At 72.8% G+C, this 17,050-nt stretch carries 15 protein-coding genes and 1 pseudogene; 10 read left to right on the top strand and 6 right to left on the bottom strand.

Features of this window, described 5'->3' with window-relative positions; translation table 11 throughout:
• Positions 1-14: 14 nt before the first annotated feature.
• A complete protein-coding gene (locus tag ACN26Y_RS20460) occupies positions 15-254 on the bottom strand; it encodes a winged helix-turn-helix domain-containing protein (RefSeq protein WP_366602369.1) in 240 nt (79 codons plus the stop codon).
• Between the two features lie 318 nt (positions 255-572).
• On the opposite strand from ACN26Y_RS20460, the gene ACN26Y_RS20455 reads away from it, so the two are divergent.
• The 3 genes from ACN26Y_RS20455 to ACN26Y_RS20445 are packed head-to-tail and all read left to right on the top strand — an operon-like array spanning position 573 to position 1,359.
• Positions 573-851, top strand: coding sequence for a cell division protein DivIVA (locus ACN26Y_RS20455; protein WP_422733296.1), 279 nt, complete (start codon positions 573-575; stop codon positions 849-851).
• A complete protein-coding gene (locus ACN26Y_RS20450) occupies positions 848-1,195 on the top strand; it encodes a hypothetical protein (protein WP_422733295.1) in 348 nt (115 codons plus the stop codon). The genes ACN26Y_RS20455 and ACN26Y_RS20450 overlap by 4 nt, the downstream gene beginning before the upstream one ends.
• Before the next feature lie 26 nt (positions 1,196-1,221).
• Positions 1,222-1,359: a hypothetical protein gene (locus ACN26Y_RS20445; protein ID WP_422733293.1), complete on the top strand. Its 138-nt coding sequence runs from the start codon at positions 1,222-1,224 to the stop codon at positions 1,357-1,359.
• A 155-nt stretch (positions 1,360-1,514) separates the two neighbouring features.
• Here the strand turns inward: ACN26Y_RS20445 and ACN26Y_RS20440 are convergent, their stop codons facing one another.
• A complete protein-coding gene (locus ACN26Y_RS20440) occupies positions 1,515-3,047 on the bottom strand; it encodes a plasmid pRiA4b ORF-3 family protein (protein ID WP_155331826.1) in 1,533 nt (510 codons plus the stop codon).
• A 314-nt stretch (positions 3,048-3,361) separates the two neighbouring features.
• On the opposite strand from ACN26Y_RS20440, the pseudogene ACN26Y_RS20435 reads away from it, so the two are divergent.
• Positions 3,362-4,252: pseudogene (locus tag ACN26Y_RS20435) on the top strand (hypothetical protein); the annotation flags it as partial.
• Between the two features lie 383 nt (positions 4,253-4,635).
• The gene (locus ACN26Y_RS20430; protein ID WP_422733291.1) at positions 4,636-5,424 is read left to right on the top strand and encodes a hypothetical protein; all 789 of its coding nucleotides are present in this window, start codon (positions 4,636-4,638) and stop codon (positions 5,422-5,424) included.
• Positions 5,425-5,481: 57 nt separating this feature from the next.
• On the opposite strand, the gene ACN26Y_RS20425 is transcribed toward ACN26Y_RS20430, so the two are convergent.
• Positions 5,482-6,162: a DUF559 domain-containing protein gene (locus ACN26Y_RS20425; RefSeq protein ID WP_422733290.1), complete on the bottom strand. Its 681-nt coding sequence runs from the start codon at positions 6,160-6,162 to the stop codon at positions 5,482-5,484.
• A gap of 531 nt (positions 6,163-6,693) precedes the next feature.
• Here ACN26Y_RS20425 and ACN26Y_RS20420 point away from each other — a divergent pair.
• Positions 6,694-7,602: an SGNH/GDSL hydrolase family protein gene (locus tag ACN26Y_RS20420; RefSeq protein WP_366602381.1), complete on the top strand. Its 909-nt coding sequence runs from the start codon at positions 6,694-6,696 to the stop codon at positions 7,600-7,602.
• 98 nt (positions 7,603-7,700) lie between these two features.
• On the opposite strand, the gene ACN26Y_RS20415 is transcribed toward ACN26Y_RS20420, so the two are convergent.
• Positions 7,701-9,320 carry an ABC transporter permease gene (locus ACN26Y_RS20415; RefSeq protein ID WP_422733289.1) on the bottom strand — a complete coding sequence of 540 codons (1,620 nt, stop codon included), beginning with the start codon at positions 9,318-9,320 and terminating at the stop codon, positions 7,701-7,703.
• Positions 9,317-10,237: an ABC transporter ATP-binding protein gene (locus tag ACN26Y_RS20410; RefSeq protein WP_155331822.1), complete on the bottom strand. Its 921-nt coding sequence runs from the start codon at positions 10,235-10,237 to the stop codon at positions 9,317-9,319. Before ACN26Y_RS20410 ends, ACN26Y_RS20415 begins: the two co-directional genes overlap by 4 nt.
• 97 nt (positions 10,238-10,334) lie before the next feature.
• Here ACN26Y_RS20410 and ACN26Y_RS20405 point away from each other — a divergent pair, with 97 nt between their 5' ends.
• Together ACN26Y_RS20405 and ACN26Y_RS20400 are read left to right on the top strand one after the other, a co-directional pair.
• Positions 10,335-11,096, top strand: a complete 762-nt coding sequence (locus ACN26Y_RS20405; protein ID WP_155331821.1) for a TetR family transcriptional regulator — start codon at positions 10,335-10,337, stop codon at positions 11,094-11,096.
• Between the two features lie 185 nt (positions 11,097-11,281).
• Positions 11,282-13,066, top strand: a complete 1,785-nt coding sequence (locus ACN26Y_RS20400; protein WP_422734957.1) for an N-acetylglutaminylglutamine amidotransferase — start codon at positions 11,282-11,284, stop codon at positions 13,064-13,066.
• Positions 13,067-13,121: 55 nt separating this feature from the next.
• Here the strand turns inward: ACN26Y_RS20400 and ACN26Y_RS20395 are convergent, their stop codons facing one another.
• On the bottom strand, positions 13,122-14,255 hold the full coding sequence (locus tag ACN26Y_RS20395) for a carboxylate-amine ligase (RefSeq protein ID WP_422733288.1): 1,134 nt from the start codon (positions 14,253-14,255) through the stop codon (positions 13,122-13,124).
• A gap of 355 nt (positions 14,256-14,610) precedes the next feature.
• Between ACN26Y_RS20395 and ACN26Y_RS20390 the strand changes: the two genes are divergently transcribed.
• Both ACN26Y_RS20390 and ACN26Y_RS20385 read left to right on the top strand, forming a co-directional pair.
• Positions 14,611-14,988 carry an SCP2 sterol-binding domain-containing protein gene (locus tag ACN26Y_RS20390; protein WP_422733287.1) on the top strand — a complete coding sequence of 126 codons (378 nt, stop codon included), beginning with the start codon at positions 14,611-14,613 and terminating at the stop codon, positions 14,986-14,988.
• Positions 14,985-17,036 carry a glycogen debranching N-terminal domain-containing protein gene (locus ACN26Y_RS20385; protein WP_422733286.1) on the top strand — a complete coding sequence of 684 codons (2,052 nt, stop codon included), beginning with the start codon at positions 14,985-14,987 and terminating at the stop codon, positions 17,034-17,036. Before ACN26Y_RS20390 ends, ACN26Y_RS20385 begins: the two co-directional genes overlap by 4 nt.
• Positions 17,037-17,050 lie beyond the last annotated feature (14 nt).

Here is a 17,050-nt window from a genome sequence, read left to right as displayed (position 1 = left end):
CGACAGATTCGAGGTCACGGCTCCCGCATCCAGAGCTTTGGATCGTTCACGAAGACACCCTTGCCTTGGTGACGCCAGATCACCCGCAGGGCCTCCAGCCGCACGTAGACCTGCTTGACGGTGGACGGGCTGACCTTGTGCGTCGCGGCGAGCTGCGTGATCGAGGGCAGCCTGTCCCCCGGCTTGAGCTTCTTCGCCCTGATGTCGGCGACGATCTCATCGGCGATGCGGATGTAGTCGGCGGTGATCGGCATGACCTTCCCCCTGCGTGGCATGCCAATTCGATCACGCAACGACACCTCGCAACAACTCATCGTTTGACTGAGGTGACTGGGGCAGCTAAGTTGAAGACCGCCTCTCCCCCTTGCGTGGCAACAAGGAGCAGAGGCATCCCCCTGGTCGGGGCGGGTGCGCGTGCCCGTCCCGACCCATCGGACTGCTCCGCTGTCGTACCGCTGAATCGAGCTGCGGCGGCGGAGCGGGCGGGTCGTCCGCGGCCGGCGTGCGGACGACCCGCCCTTCCACACCTACCGACGGAGCCTTCGCTCCCGGCTGCACCGGAAAGGATCGACGTGGCCCAGGTGTACCGAGGTGGCCACCTCCACGGGATCGGCCACCCGGCCCGGCTGACCCCGCACGAGGCGCGGACCCGAGCGTTCGCGCCGCGCCGGCGCGGCGTCGACCCCGATGATGTACGCCAGTTCCAGGCGCTGGTCGCCGACGAGCCGACCGACCTGCACGGGCAGGTCCGCCTGCTCACCGAGGAGAACGACCGGCTCAAGCGGGCGCTGCGCGACTGGCAGACCATGCACGCCCGCGAGTGCCGTCCGCCGAACTCCGGCCCCTGGTGACCGCGCGCCCCTCCCCCGGCGATCTGCTGATCGTCGACGGTCACGCCTCGGTGCAGTTCGCCGGGGACCGCGCCCTGACCTTCCGCGTCGTCTCGGTGTCCGGCCAACCGACGTACCACGGCTGGATCTGGCTGACCGGCTACGTCCTCAACCGGCGCGGCGAGGCGACCGCCAAGCGCGAGATCTACGTCCAACTCGCCGGCCTCCGCCGCACGGCCGAACCGGCGCCACCGCGCGCGGAACGGGCACGGCCAAGTCGGACGCAGCGTGAGCCAGGAACTCTATTTCCTCGACAAGTCGGCGCTCGCCCGCTGGCCCAAGCCCGCGGTAGCCCCCGTGCTTGACGAACTGTCCGAAAGGGGCCTTGTCCATGGCGGACCTCCTGACCGCCGCCACCGCCGAGCGCCACGACGCCACTGTGCTGCACTACGACGGCGATTTCGACATGATCACGGCGATCACCGGTCAGCCGACAACCTGGGTGGTGCCGGCCGGCTCGGCGGACTGACGCCGTGCTTGCGGCTGCGCGCAATGCCGACGGGTGGAGCAGGTTGGGCAGCGCGGCCGACTGCCCCTTGGTAACCCGGCACTTCCCGTCCTGCGGGGGCCGTTGCAGCAGCGAGCCCCGGCAGCGGCCGGGCCGCCTGCGGGTTGACGGCGCGCCTATCGCCGCTGCTGCAGGGCAGCGGTCACCGCCTTCGCGTCGAAGCGGGCCGGGTCGAAGTCGGTCGGCTCATCCAGGTCCAGCCAGGCCAGCCGGTCGCGGTGCTCAGGATGCGTGGGGTCGCCGAGCACGTCCACCAGGTCGGCGTAGCCCCACACGCCGCCGCAGTCCTCCGGAGGCGCGGCCCGCCGTCCGCCGACACAGCGCGGGTACGCCACGGACGCATCCCGGCCGAGGATCTTCTCCACCAGGATGTCGTGTTCCCAGTTGTCCCCGAAGTCGTACGTGTACCGCAGCTTGTCCCCGGCAACGGGGGCGACCTGCTCCAGGCTGACCCGGGAGGCAGCGCGGTGGCCGAGTTCGGCGTCGGGACGGCCGAAGCTGCCGTACCGGGTCTCGAAGACGTGCAGATGGCTGTCGGTCCAACCGAAGGCAACCTGGATCAGCTCGTGCAGCCGGGCGAGGGTGACGTCGGCTGGCACCTCAAGTCGCCGCCAGATCGGTGGGCGGGCCCCGCGCAGGCCCACCTTGATCTGGTAGATCGGTGCCGGGCCGTCGGACTTCCTGCGCTTCGCGGGCAGGCTGGCGAGCCGGCGCTGGGCCGGTACGGGGAAGCCGCCCCGGCGGGGAGCCAGAACTTCGAGCAGCGCGGACATCGAGGCGACGTCCAGCTCGCCGTCGTGGCGCGGAGTCCGCCTGCGACGCCGGGACTCCGGCAGCCACCGGATCCAGCTCCGCAGCAGCAGCGCCAGAGCCTGGTAGCCCGGGCCGTCCTCCTCGCGGAGGTCGTCGAGCACCCCGGGGTCGCCCTCGTCGTGTTCGGCGCGCGCGTCCAGCGCATCCTCCACGGCTCGGCGGAAGTCCGCCGGCCGTAGCTTCTCCTGCGTGACGTCGGCACCGCCGGCGCGCAGGTCGGACAGGAGCCCTTCACGCGCCTCGTCCCACCGGTCGGAGTCGATCAACAGGACCTGACCAGCGGCACCGCAGTCCTGGTCGTCCACGGTGACGAAGACGGCGTTCGCTCGACCGGCCCGGTGGAACCTGCCGGCCAGCAGGAACGTCTCTCCCCACGGACTGACCAGGCGACAGGAGTCCTCGACCGTGACCGGGGCGTCCAGGTCGGCCAGCCACGGTGGTGCGGTGACGCCGGCATCGGCAAGCCGGCCGGCCGCGTCCGCCGCCGCTCGACCGATCTCACCGTGGGCGATTGCCGCGATCGCCGCGAGCATCGCCCGCGCCTCCGGGGTGGCCTTCGCCTCGAACGCCGGCACGAACAGGTCCAGCAGCGCCCGGTCGAAGTCATCGCCCATCGCCGCCCCGGTCGCCAGCAGCATCGCGGCGGCGATCTCCACCTCGATCGGATCCTGCAGGGCGCCGACCGCCTGTGGGAGCAGGTCCTCGACCTCCCCCGGCGTTCCCTGAGCCCCGGAACAGTACGGGCAGTCGCACTCCTCCGGCGCCCGTACGACGGCGAGCGGTGCTCCGCCACGAACTGATCGCCTCTTGCCGTTGCGCCGACGGTTGCGACTCACTGGGCTCACCCACGCATTCTGCCGCAACCCACCGGCGCAACCGCAAGCCGCGACACCCAGAACGGCGCCGTCGTGTCGAACGAACCGACCCCGCAGTCCAGCTTCGGCCAGCCCGGGATGTCCCACGGATGACCGACGACCCCGGGTCGCCGGACCGCGAGCCGCTGCCGGTCCGGTGGCCGACACCTTGTTAACGTGAGCACGCAGCGCTGCCGCACCTGCCGGGCGTCCCCCTCGTACCCGGCACCGACCGCACCGCGCCCCGGCCATCCGCCATCGGGCTGCGGTCCGGTCCGCGGACGAGGGAGGGGGACATGGCCGAGGGTCCACCTGCGGAGGCGACCCCGCCGGACCGGCAAGTCCAGGTCGACCAGGATCGGGACCACGCGTCGGCCGGCACGACTACCGGCCCGGGGCGATCCTGGGCGCGACTGGTCAGGATGTGCCGGCGTCGCACGAAACGACTGGTCGGGGCGTCCCGGCGGCTCTGGGCACGGGTGGCCCCCAGGTCAAAACGGCTCACGGCGCGGCTGGTGCCGGCTGCACAACGTCTGTGGGGGTGGATGCTCTCCGTCGCCCGCAAGGTGGACGCGGCGGCGAAGGAGGGCCCGCCCCCACCCCCACCCGAGGAGCCGATCGAGCGGCGCGAGTCGGCCGGCCCGTTCACCGTGCCAGCGCGGGGGTACGTCTTCGCCTTCAGCGTCCGCGCCGCGTTCACCTGGTCGGCCCAGGGCCTGCGGCCGGAGCAGCTGGCCTGGTACGCGCACTACTTCATGCCGCAGGCGACCCAGCGGCTGACCCGCATCGCCGGTGACCTGGCGCGTACCGTCCCGCCGCACCGGGCGGGCGAGCTGGAGGAACGGTTGCAGCGGGTGCTCGGCCGGCAGGAGCCGTGGTCGTTCGAACGCGGCGGGAGGACAGTGACCTGCCGGCCCGAGGCGTGGGTACGCCTCGACGAGCGGGTCCGGCGGGCCCTCCAGCCGTACTGGGAACGTCTGATCACCCTGGACTGCGAGTACGAGGAGCAGACGCGGCGCGCGCAGTACGCCGAGCGGATCAACCGGCGGTGGGCGGCCATCCTGGACGACCTCGCCGGCGCCGACGTGCCCGAGGACCTGCGCGAGAAGGTGAACCTCGCCCGGAAGCACACGATGGCCGAGCAGCGGACCGCCGCGCAGTGGACGGGCGACCTCCTCCGCCAACGGCGCCGCCAGGAGAACCTCTTCGAACCCTTCACCGAGATCGACCCGACCGCGAAACCCGCGCCGCCGCAGCAGTCCGGCGACACGATGCGGCCGACCGGTCCCGCAACCCGGCCGACCGCCGAGCGCCCGGCCGGACCCGGTACGGGCGACCCGACCTCTGAGTCCGGCTGAGCTGTCAGCACAATCGCTTCCTCGACACAATGGCGGTGACGGGTAAACGACACCGCTTGCCGGCGAATATGGACGACTGTCGCCGATCATCGGCAGGTCCGTCGCCCACATCCACCGCAAGTCGGTTGGTGAATGAAACACGCTCCGGCAGGGTCATAGTCGCTCGACAACTGTCCTATTTGCACTCACTCAGCGAATGCCGAGGTCCGGATATGAGCGAGGTGGTAGCCATTATCGCGACGTTGGTGGTCGGCGGAATCGTGACGGCGGTGCTCTGCGTCGTCGTCCACCGGAAGTGGTCGGCGAACCCCGGCGCCGCCGTGCTGCTCGGCATCATCGGCGTGGCGGCGACGATCCTGCTGGCGACGGTCGCGCGGCCGGTCGAACGATTGTGGGACAGCACGCTCGGTCCCTTGACCTCGGATCCCGAGGTGCTCGCGTCGCCGGTAGCGACCGCGCCCATCCCGTCGACTCCGGCCGCTCCACCGACGACCGGATCGATGAGCCCACCGACGGAAACAGCCTCTCCCAGCCCCGACATCAGCGACGACACCGAAGGAACACCAGACACGTCCGCGACTCCCGACCTGCCGGCGACGCTCTACCTGTCCGAGTACCCCGCCATCAAGAACAACGGCGCACGCGGGACGTTCTCCATGGACGGTGTGGCGTACAGCCAGAGCAAGAAGGTCTACTGCGGTGAGACTCCGTCTGCGTCGGTCTGGTCCGTCGCCGGCTATCAAACGATGGACGCGACCATCGGCATCGCCGACAACGAGAAGCGCGGACTGGGCGTCATCGGGCGAATGTCCTTCCGCAACGAGGACAATCAGGATCTGATTCCGCCGGTCGATGTCTCTCTGGGGTCACCGAAGAAGGTGACCGTGCAGTTGAAGGGCGCCGTCCAGTTGCAGATCGGGTGCGTCGGCAGGGAGCGCGACAGCGGAACCTCGCAAGGCTTGTTCTACGCGGTCCTGGGAGACGCCTACCTGAACCGCTAGGAACCGCTGGCCGCCGACCGCGAGACCCGGTGACCAGTGCCTTCCGGCGCGTATCGGTCACCGGCGGCTGGCGAGGACGGCGAGGGTCACCCGGCGGACCTTGTCGGGTTCGTGGACCAGGCGGCGGTGCGAGAACCGGACGGTCAGGATCCCGGCGGTGGCGAGCAGAGCGTCCCGCCGCAGGTCTATCTCGCGCTGCCGCTGGTTGCCGTGCGTGGCGGCACCGTCGAGCTCGATGTCGACCCGCTCGTGCTCGGCGTACAGGTCGAGGTACACGCTCCGTTGGCCGATCCGCAGTCGGAACTGCCGGTGGAGCTTCGGCATGCCGGGGCCGACGAAGACGTGCTCGTGTCCCCAGATCTCCAGCGGGCTGCGGCAGCCGTCCGCGAGGCGGGTGAGCAGGGTACGCAGCGGGGCACGGCCGGGCAGCCTCGGTAGGGGCGTGAGCGCGGCGCGCAGCCGGTCGGGAGTGGTGAGCCGCTCGTTGACCGCCCTGATCACCGGTCCGTGTCGGTCGGCGAGCGGCAGCAGCGGCCACGAGTCGACCAGCGCCGCCTCGAGCCGGGTCACTGGCAGGTCGTGCCGAATCCGGACGTGCGGAGGATCGAGGCGGAAGCCCTGACGATGGTGCACGATGATGCCGGGCCGGCTACGGAGGCCCGATGCGCTCGGTGTGGTCAGGTGCAGCAGGTCCCCGGGGGCCTGCTGGTACAGGCCCCACACGTCGAGGGCGGTCAAGTGGCTCAGGGCGGCGCGCCCGTCCGCCCAGGCGAGCGCCGCACGGCGGCCGAGCGCCGGGACGAGGCGACCGATGAAAGGCTGGCTGTCGTCATGCCTCGAAACCAGCTCACCGGCCACGTACACCGTGGGCAGGACTCGGACCAGCTGTCCAGACCCGCATGCCCGCCGCAGCGTCCATTCGGGCACGACCTGTCAAGCCAGCGGAGTGGTGACCACCCCGTCGTGAGCCTCGACCAGATCCCGCAGCAGCCCGTCCACGCGTCCGAACCCTGCCGCCCCGACCTCGGCCGAGCAACCGCCACAACCTCGGATCTGTGGACAAGAGCGAGCTGTGGACGACAGCCACGCCCCGGGCCGACGGTGATATGCAAGATCGGATACGCCTGAGCGGCAGGAGGCCCGGCGTGTCGAGTCGGTGAGACGTATTGGATCTTGGCGCACACCTCGACTACCCGGGTTCGCGTCGATCTTCGTCGGTGTTCGCCGGCCCGTCGGACGCCGGTGGCCTGGGCGATGGACCCTACCGGCGTGCGTACTCCGGACGCTCCGAGACCGGTGCGGTTCGTGGCGCTCGGTGACTCGATCACCGTGGGCCTCGGCGACCCGATGCCCGACGGGACGTGGCGTGGGTGGGCAGCGCTGCTCGCCGACGCGGTGGGGCCACCCGGCACGGTCGAGTTCCACAATCTCGCCCGCACCGGCGCGCTCACCGGCGACGTGTTCCGCGACCAGCTGCCGGCCGCCCTCGCGTTGCGCCCGACGGTCGCCGCGGTGGTCGTCGGGGTGAACGACACGCTGCGCGCCCACTTCGACGTGCCGGCGGTCAGCGCGGCGCTGCTGGGCACGGTGGGCGCGCTCAGCCGGGCCGGAGCCGTGGTGCTGACCGCCCGGCTGCCGGAGCCGGGCCGGATGTTCGGGTTGCCGTCGGGGTTGGCCCGGCCCCTGGCGCGACGGATCGCCGCGGTGAACGCGGTCACCGACCACGCGGCAGCGCTGTACGGCACCGTCCACTTCGACGCGGCGACCCACCCGGACACGTACCGGCGGGACATGTGGAGCGTCGACCGGCTGCACCCGAGCGAGCGGGGGCACCGCCTGCTCGCCGGCGCGTACGTGGATCTGCTGCGGGAGCGGGACGTGCCGGTGCACCGACGCCCGGACCCGCGGCCGGGCAACCCGCCGCCGACGCGGGCGGCTCAGCTGGCGTGGTTGGCCGTGAAGGGCACCCGGTGGGTGCGGGACCGCTGCACCGATCTGGTGCCGCAGCTGCTGTGGCTGGCCGCCGCCGAATCCTGGTACTCGCTGCGCGGCCAGGCGAGCCGCCTCGACGAGCACCTCGGCCGGGACCTGGCCGCCGCCCTCGCCGCAGGCACCGGCACCCCGGCCGTCGGTGTCGACCCGACCGCCCACCCCAAGCACCCACCCGCCCCGACCTAGCCACCGAGCGGCCGGAGGCATGCCGCTAGCCGCGACCGCGCGTTAACAGGGGCCCCTTTCACTACCGCAGGCGTTAACAGGGGGCCCTTCCTTCCACCTCAGGTGGGGACGTCGCGGTGGCGGAAGCCGGCCAGGCCGGCGGTGAGCAGCAGCGCACCGACGCCGGTGAGCACCGCGAGGGGCGGGACGGACAGGTCCACCGCCGGCACCGACGGCACGTGCGTGTACGGGGACAGGTTGAGCACCGCCTGCGGCAGGTCCAGCACCGCGCCGAGCTGTCCGAGCAGCAGGAACGCCATCAGCACCGCCCACGACAGCGCCACCGACCAGCGGGGCGCCAGCCCGAGCAGCGCGGTCACCACCCCGGCGACGACGAGCAGCGCCGGCAGCCGCAGCAGTGCCGCCCAGCCCAGCTCCAGGGTGTGCCCGAGCCCGTCGCCGGCCACCAGCCCGTAGCCCAGGCCGGTCGAGACGCCGGCCAGCAGCATCAGCGCCACCGCACCGAGCACCGCGCCGGCGATCTGGGTCAGCAGCCAGCGGTGCCGGCTGACGGCGGTCGCCAGCACCGCCTCCAGGATCCCGTCGGACTCGTCGGCCCGCGTGCGCAGCAGGGCCTGCACGACGTACGCGCCGAGGGTCAGGGCGAACAGCCCGAGCATCGCGGCGAGGAACGCGTCGACGAGGTCGGTCCCGCCGCCCAGCGCGGCGATCGCCTCGGCGGCGGCGGGGTTCTCGGCGATCATGTCGTTGACCTCGTCGGCGGCGACCCCCATCGAGAACCCGAGGATCACCACCGCGACGGCCCAGCCGAGCAGGGCGCCGCGGTGCAGCCGCCAGAGCAGGCCGGTGGGGCTGAGCAGCCCGGCGGCGGCACGGGCGGGACCCCGGCGGGCGGCGAGCAGGCCGGCGCCGAGGTCCCGCCGGCCGGCGAGGGCGAAGGCGGCCGCCACGCCGGCCACCAGCAGCGCGACCGGCAACGCCAGCACCCACCAGCGTTCCCCGCCGAACGCCCGGACCTGGTTGCCCCAGCCGAGTGGGGACAGCCAGGACGGCCAGGCGCTCTCTACCCGCAGGCCGTCCCGCTCGCCGAGGACGTCCCCGGTGGCGCGGAGCAGGAACGCCACGCCGACGGTGGCGGCGGCGAGCGCGTTCGCGCCGCGCGAGGTGACCGACAGCTGGGCGGTGACGGCGGCGACGGCGGTGAAGGCGACACCGACCCCGGCGACGGCTCCGGCGGCGGCGAGCGACCCGGCGAGCGGCAGGCCGGTCGCGGCGAAGGCCAGTCCGAGGAGTACGCCGGACGCCACGTTCGCCGCGACGACGACGAGCAGGGCGGCGGTGAGCAGCGCGTACCGGCCGACGACGGCGGCGCCGAGCAGCTCGGCGCGGCCGGTCTCCTCGTTCTGCCGGGTGTGCCGGACGACGGCGAAGGTGCTGACCAGCGCGGCGAGGACGGCGAGGGTGATGTACGTCTCGGCGACCACGACCGCGCCGAGGTCGACCCCGACGATCGGCCCGTTGAAGGCGCGCGCGACGACGCTGGTGGCGGCGGTCTCGGCGTACTGCATGCGGGACGGCTCGTCCGGGTAGACGCCGGAGACGCTGCCGGCGAGGCCGACGCCGAGCAACGGCGTGCCGAGCACCCAGATGCCCAGCTTGATACGGTCGCGGCGCAGGGCGAGCCGGGCCAGCCGGCCGGTGCCGGTGTACGCGCTCACCGGGTACGCTCCGCGCCGGTCGGGACCCGGCCGTTGGACGCGCCGTCGTAGTGCCGCAGGAACAGCTCCTCGAGGGTCGGCGGGGCGCTGGTGAGGGCGCGGACGCCGAAGCGGACCAGGTGCGCCAGCAGTTCGTCGAGGTGCTCCGGCTCCACCTCGAGGCGGGTGCGGCCGTCGACGGGCCGGACCTCGTGGACGCCGGGCAGCTCCGCCACCCCGGTCAGCGGGTGGGCCGTCTCGACGGTGACCGTGGTGCGGGCGAGGTGCCGCAGCTCGGTGAGGGTGCCGGACTCGACGGTGCGGCCGGCGCGGATGATGCTCACCCGGTCGCAGAGGGCCTCGACCTCGGCGAGGACGTGGCTGGAGAGCAGCACGGTGGCGCCGCCGTCGGTGAGCCGCCGCACCTCCTCCTGGAACACCGCCTCCATGAGCGGGTCGAGCCCGGAGGTCGGCTCGTCGAGGACGTACAGCTCGACGTCGGAGGCGAACGCGGCGACGATCGCGACCTTCTGCCGGTTGCCCTTGGAGTAGGCGCGGCACTTCTTGGTCGGGTCGAGGTCGAACCGGTCCAGCAGTTCGTCGCGGCGGCGCCGGTCCAGCCCGCCGCGCAGCGCGCCGAAGAGGTCGATGGCCTCGCCGCCGGACAGGTTGGGCCACAGGTTCACGTCACCGGGCACGTACGCGAGCCGCCGGTGCAGCGTCACCGCGTCGCGCCAGGGGTCGGCGTCGAGCACCCGCACGTCGCCGGCGTCGCGCCGCAGCAGCCCGAGCAGGACCCGGATGGTGGTGGACTTGCCGGAGCCGTTCGGCCCCAGGAAGCCGTGCACCTCCCCCGCCTCGACCCGCAGGTCGAGCCCGTCGAGCGCGCGGACCGCGCCGAAACTCTTGACCAGGCCGTCGATCGCGATGACGGGCATGGCACCTCCTGTGGCCGCCGGTTCGTCGCACCCAGCGTACTGACCATCGGTCAGCCGGATCAACCCGGCGGTCAGGACGGCGGCTACGCTGGGCGGCATGACCGTCGAGGCGCCGGACGACACTCGGACCCGGATCCTGCGGGTCGCGCTGGACCTGTTCAGCCAGCACGGCTACCAGCGCACCTCGCTGCGGCAGATCGCCGAACGGCTGCGGCTGACCAAGGCGGCGATCCTCTACCACTTCCCCGCCAAGGAGGACCTGCTCACCGCGCTGACCGAGCCGTTGCTGGTGGACCTGGAGATGCTGCTGGACGCCACCGCCGCGCTGCCGCTCCCCCGGGCCCGGGAGGCGCTGCTCGCCGGCTGGGTGGACACGATGCTCACCCACCGCCGCTCGCTCGGCATGCTGTTCCACGACATCGCGATGGTCAGCCGGGGCCGGACGTACCACCGGCTGATGCAGATCGCGATGCGGGCCAACGAGATCGTCGCCGGGCCGGACGCCGGGCGCCGGGAACGGGTCCGCGCCGTGCAGGCGATCGCCATGTGCAGCGACCCGGTCGTCTTCTTCGCCGACGTACCCGAGGAGACCCTGCGCGCCGACATGCTCGACGGCGTACGCCGGCTGCTGGGTGACACCGGCGGCGCGGCGGCCGGGGACGGCGCGCAACCGGCGACGGACGCCGCCCGCGCCGCGCGGCGCGGGCCGGGACGCCCCCGGTCGATGGGGCCGGAGCAGGTCCGCACCGCCCGCCGGCTGCACGCCGCCGGCACCCACTCGGTCGACGACATCGCCGCCGCACTCGGGGTCTCGCGGGCGACGGTGTACCGGCACCTGGACGGGCCCGGAGCGGAATAATGAGACGGGTTTCGCGACGGTTTTGAGACCCGTTTGGTCGCCCCGGCAGCGGGTAGCCGACCCGCCCGTCCTGCGGACGGGACCGGGCCGCGCACGTGGCCCGCGGCCGGCGCGACGGGACGGTGGCGGATGGGTGCGGTGCTCGCCGGGCGGGCGATCCGGCGGCGGACGGGTGGACGCTGATCGTGTGCGGCATCGGCGGGGAGGTACGCCTCGACGGGTCGACACCCGACGCGGAGGCGGTGGCCCGGATGACCGACGCGATGCGGTCCCGGGGGCCGGACGGCGAGGGCCTGTGGAGCGACGGCTGGGTGACCCTCGGGCACCGCCGGCTCACCATCATCGACCTGTCCGACGCCGGCGCCCAGCCGATGGTCCGCGAGGACCTGGGGCTCGCGCTGGTCTTCAACGGCTGCGTCTACAACTACCCCGAGCTGCGCGAGGAGCTACGCGCCGCGGGGCACACCTTCCGCTCCACCAGCGACACCGAGGTGATCCTGGTGGCGTACGCGCAGTGGGGTGAGGCGTTCGTCGACCACCTGGTCGGCATGTTCGCCATCGGGCTCGTCGACCGGGCCCGGCGGCGGCTGGTACTGGCCCGCGACCGGCTCGGCATCAAGCCGCTGTACCTCGCCGAGACACCCGGGCGGCTGCGCTTCGCCTCGACCCTGCCGGCGCTGCTGCGCGGCGGCGACGTCGACACGGGCATCGACCCGGTGGCCCTGCACCACTACCTGTCCTGGCACTCGATCGTGCCCGCGCCCCGGACCGTCCTGCGCGGCGTCCGCAAGCTGCCCCCGGCGACGCTGCGGGTGGTCGAGGCGGACGGGCGCAGCCGGGAGCGGGTGTACTGGCAGCCGGAGTACGTCCGCGATCGCGCCCACGCCGGCATGGACGCCCGGGACTGGCGGGCCGCCGTCGGTGGCGCGCTGCGGACGGCCGTACGGCGGCGGCTGGTCGCCGACGTCCCGGTCGGGGTGCTGCTCTCCGGCGGTCTGGACTCCAGCCTCATCGTGGCGCTGCTCGCCGAGGCCGGCCAGGACCAGCTCCGCACGTTCAGCATCGGCTTCGACAGCCGGGGCGGCGAGGCCGGCGACGAGTTCCACTGGTCCGACCTGGTGGCCGGCGCGTACCGGACCGACCACCACCGCATCCGGCTGGCCGACGACGACCTGGTGCCGGCGGTGCGGGCGACGGTGACCGCGATGACCGAGCCGATGGGCAGCCACGACGTGGTGGCCTTCCACCTGCTGAGCGAGCAGGTGGCGAAACACGTGAAGGTGGCGCAGTCCGGGCAGGGCGCCGACGAGGTCTTCGCCGGGTACGGCTACCACCAGCCCCTCACCGGGGTGCCCCGCGACGGCGCGGCGGCGGCGTTCGCGGCGGCCTTCTTCGACCGCGACCACGCCGAGCTGACCCGGGTGGTCGACCCCGCGTACGCCTGCGACCACGACGCCAGCCGCGACCTGCTCACCGCCGAACTGGCCGCGCCGGGCGCGCAGACCGCGCTGGACGCGGTGCTGCGCCTGGACACCCACCGGATGCTCCCCGACGACCCGGTGAAGCGGGTCGACAGCATGAGCATGGCCTGGGGGCTGGAGGTGCGGACCCCGTTCCTGGACCAGGACCTGGTGGCCCTCGCGGCGGCCTGCCCGCCGGAGCACAAGGTGGCGCAGGGCGGCAAGGGGGTGCTCAAGGAGGTCGCCCGGGAGGTGCTGCCCCCCGAGCTGGTCGACCGCCCGAAGGGCTACTTCCCGGTGCCGGCGCTGCGCAACGTGGACGGCCCGGTGCGTGACCTGGTCGTCGAGGCGTTGCGGGCGCCGGTGGCGCGGGAGCGCGGCCTGTTCCGGCCGGAGTACGTGGCGGAGCTGCTCGCCGACCCGGAGGCGGCGCAGTCGGCGGCCGGCAGCAACAAACTCTGGCAGCTCGGGCTGCTGGAGCTGTGGCTCCAGACGCACGACATCCGCTGAGGTGCAAGGAAGGGCCCCTTGTTAACGCCTGGCGTTGTACAAGGGCCCCCTGCAATCACGCCGCCGGGCGGGTCTGGGCCGCGAGATGGTCCAGCACGGCGCGGACGTCGCAGCCGGTCCGGGCCAGGACGCGGCGCTGCCGGGCCGCGCCGTTGCCGTCGCGGCGGACCCGGTGCAGCTGGTCGAGCACGTACGTCAGGTCGCCGTGCCGCAGCAGCGCGGGCGCGACGGTGGCGAACAGCTCGTCGACCAGGTCCCACGCCGGCCGGGCAAGGCCCGAGCGCAGGTCGATGAGGTCGCCGTCGAGCCCGTCGTGGGCGGCGCGCCAGTGGGCGGCGGAGAGCAGGCAGTCCCGGATCCGGGGGGCGAGGATCCCGTGGCGGACGTCGCCCGCCACGGTCGCGACGAGGGCGCGGACGAGCCCGGCGACGAGCACGGTGTCGTCGACGGTCGGGCAGACGTCGCCCACCCGCACCTCGACCGTGGGGTACGCGACGGACGGGCGGGCGTACCAGTAGACCATCGCTGCGTCCAGCATGATGCCCGCCCGGATCAGCTCCTCGACGGTGGCGTCGTAGTCGGCGACCGACTCGAAGTGCGGGGTGGGGCCGATGCTCGGCCAGCGTTCCAGCTGCATCGACCGCCAGCTCGCGTGCCCCGTGTCCCGGCCGTCGTGCAGCGGCGAGTTGGCGGTGATCGCCTGCACCACCGGCAGCCAGGGGCGCAGGTGGTTGCAGACCTGCACGGCGAGTTCCCGGTCCGGGACACCGACGTGCACGTGGCAGCCGCAGACCGCCGGATCGTGCGCGACCGGCCCGAATCGCCGGGACATCGCGTGGTAGCGGGGTTTGTCCGGCACCGTCCGGTGCGGTTCGTGCACCGGCGTGGCCCCCACGGCGACGAGGCGGGCGCCGGCGGCCTCGGCCGCGTCGGCGGCGGCCCCGCGCAGCGCCACCAGGTGCTCGCGTACCTCGGCGAGCTCGGACGAGACCGGCGTGACCATCTCGACCATGCTGTGCCGGAACTCCTGCCGGCTCTGCTCACGGGCGGCGCCCGACAGCCCGTCGAGCACCTGTCCGGCGACCGGCAGGCTCGCCCCCGTGTCGGGGTCCAGCAACAGGTACTCCTCCTCGACGCCGAGGGTCAGCGTGGTGAGGTCGGGGAGGGTGGGGGCCGGACGGTACGTCATGAGCGGTCGGCGTCCGTTCGTCGGGCGGCGCGCCGGGCGCCGCACTGCCGTGCCTCGGGAGTTCCCGCCCGCCGCGGCGGAAAACGCTCGGGGTCCGCGGCCCGCGTTAAGAAGGGACCCTTCCTCTACCGGAGGCGTTAACAGGGGGCCCTTCCTTGCACCTCGTCCGCCGGGTGGTGAGGTCGTGGCGCACGGCCCCTCCTCGGGCGAGGGCGTACCGGCGGCCCCACGGCACCGACGGTTTCGACAACACCGAGCGACATTTCTCCGGGGGCACGTCGTCCCGGACGTTCCCCGGGAGAAGGACCCTCGCATTCCGGGCGCGGCCACTAGAGTCGACCGGGGGGTGCCGGGGATGTCGGAGGCGACGGAGACGTTCTTCGCCGGGCTCGTCCGGCACGGGCACGAGCGCCTGACCCGCAAGACCTGCGGCTCCATCCGCTTCGACCTGATTCACCCCGACGGGACCGACCACTGGCTGGTGACGATCGACCGGGGCACGGTGCGGGTCACCCGGGAGGCGCGCACGGCCGACACGGTGATCCACGCGGACGAGTCGTTGTTCGAGCGGATGGCCCGCGGCGAGGTCAAGCCCCTCTCCGCCTGGCTACGCAACGACATCACCACCGAGGGCCAGTTCCGGTACGTCGTGCTGCTGGAACGCCTGTTCGCGCCGCCGCCCGGCGCCCGCCACCCGCGCGCCGTCAGCCCGACAGCCTGGGACCGGGCGTGAAGGCCGACCTGGTCCGGATCCTGGACGGCAACATCTTCGTCCTCAGCGAGGAGAACGGCGACATCGCGGCGACCCCGGCGAACCCGTGCGGATTCTTCGACTTCGACACCCGCTTCCTGTCCCGCTGGCGGCTCACCATCAACGGCGAAACGCTGCACCCGCTCGCCGTGCACGAACCGCACTACTTCGAGGCCCGGTTCTTCCTGGTGCCCGGCGTTCCGACCCACTACGTCGACGCGAAGGTGTCGGTCATCCGGGACCGCGTCATCACCGGCGGCAGCTTCCAGGAGACGCTCACCGTCCTCAACCATCGGTCCGAACCGACGGACTACACGGTACGGATCGACGCCGGCAGCGACTTCGTGCCGATCCTCGCGATGCAGCAGCCGCACGGCCCCGCCGGGCGCTTCTACCGCCGGACAGAGAACGGCTCCCTACGCCTGGGCTACCAGCGGGAGCGGTTCCAGCGGGAGACGGTCATCTCCAGCACGGCACCCGCGGACGTCGACGAGAACGGGCTGACCTACCACGTACGGATCGACCGGAACGGGCGGTGGACGACCACTGTGCGGGTCCGGAGCCTGGTTCTCCGCCCGGACGGCGAGGACGTGCGCGAACGGTTGCACCGCCGTCGGCGGCGCGCCGCCGACGAGCTCCGGACCGACCTGGGTCACTGGCTGGCCGAGTCGCCGCGGCTCAGCTGCGACTGGGAGGTCCTGACGACGGCGTGGCGGCGCAGCCTGGTGGACCTCGCCGGCCTGCGGTTCTCGCCGCTGACCCTGCCCGAGGAGGCGATGCCCGCCGCCGGCCTGCCGTGGACCGCCACCATCACCGGCCGGGACAGCATCCTGACGAGCCTGCAGGCCCTCCCGGTCGCTCCGGGGCTCGCCGCCGCGACGCTGCGCATGCTCGGCATCGACCAGGGCGCGGTCCTCGACGACTTCCGCGACGAGGAGCCGGGAAAGATCCTGACCGAGTTCCGGTACGGGGAACGCGCCGCGTTCGAGGAGCGTCCGCAGTCGCCGTACTACGGCAGCGCCGACACCACCCCGTTGTACGTCGTCCTGCTCGACGAGTACGAGCGGTGGACCGGTGACACCGCGCTGGCGCGGGAGTTCGAGGAGGAGGCCCGGGCGGCGTTGCGGTGGATCGAAGAGTACGGCGACATCCGTAACGACGGGTACGTCTGGTACCAGCGCCGCAACAACGACACGGGCCTGCTCAACCAGGGCTGGAAGGACTCTCCCGACGCGGTCTGCTACCGCGACGGGCACCTGCCCGGCCTGCCCCGGGCGACCTGCGAACTTCAGGGGTACGCGTACGACGCGAAGCGGCGGGGCGCCCGGCTGGCCCGCGACGTCTGGGGCGACCCGGCGTACGCCGACCGGTTGGAGCGGGAGGCAGCGGACCTGAAGGTGCGCTTCAACCGGGACTTCTGGCTGGCCGGCGACGGCTACTTCGCGCTCGCCCTCGACAGCGACGGCACCCCGGTCGACGCCCTGTCGTCGAACATCGGGCACCTGCTGTGGAGCGGCATCGTCGACGATTCGCGGGCGGCGTCGGTGGTCGAGCACCTGCTCGGCCCGCGGCTCTTCTCCGGCTGGGGGGTACGCACCCTGGCGGAGGGCCAGGCCCGGTACAACCCGCTCGGCTACCACGTCGGCACCGTGTGGCCCTTCGACAACGCGCTGATCGCCGCCGGGCTGCGCCGGTACGGCTTCCGACGCGAGGCCGGCGTCATCGCGGAGGGGATCATCGCGGCGTCGGCGTACTTCGACGCCCGCCTGCCGGAGGCGTTCGCCGGGTTCGACCGGGAGCGGACCGGTTACCCGGTGCGCTACCCGACGGCGAACAGTCCCCACGCGCTGGCGACGAGCGCGACCTTCATGCTGGTCCGTACGCTGCTCGGACTGGAGCCGTACGGCGAGCACCTGGTGGTGGCCCCCGAGGTGCCGGCGCGGTTCGGTCGCGTCGAACTGCTGGACATTCCCGGCCGCTGGGGCCGGATGGACGCCATCGGCACCGCTCGCGCCGATCATCAGAGCTAGCTTAAATAAGTACT

Source organism: Micromonospora sp. WMMD558 (genome assembly GCF_049315255.1).
Classification (GTDB): domain Bacteria; phylum Actinomycetota; class Actinomycetes; order Mycobacteriales; family Micromonosporaceae; genus Micromonospora.
This window is presented reverse-complemented; position numbering and strand designations above follow the sequence as displayed.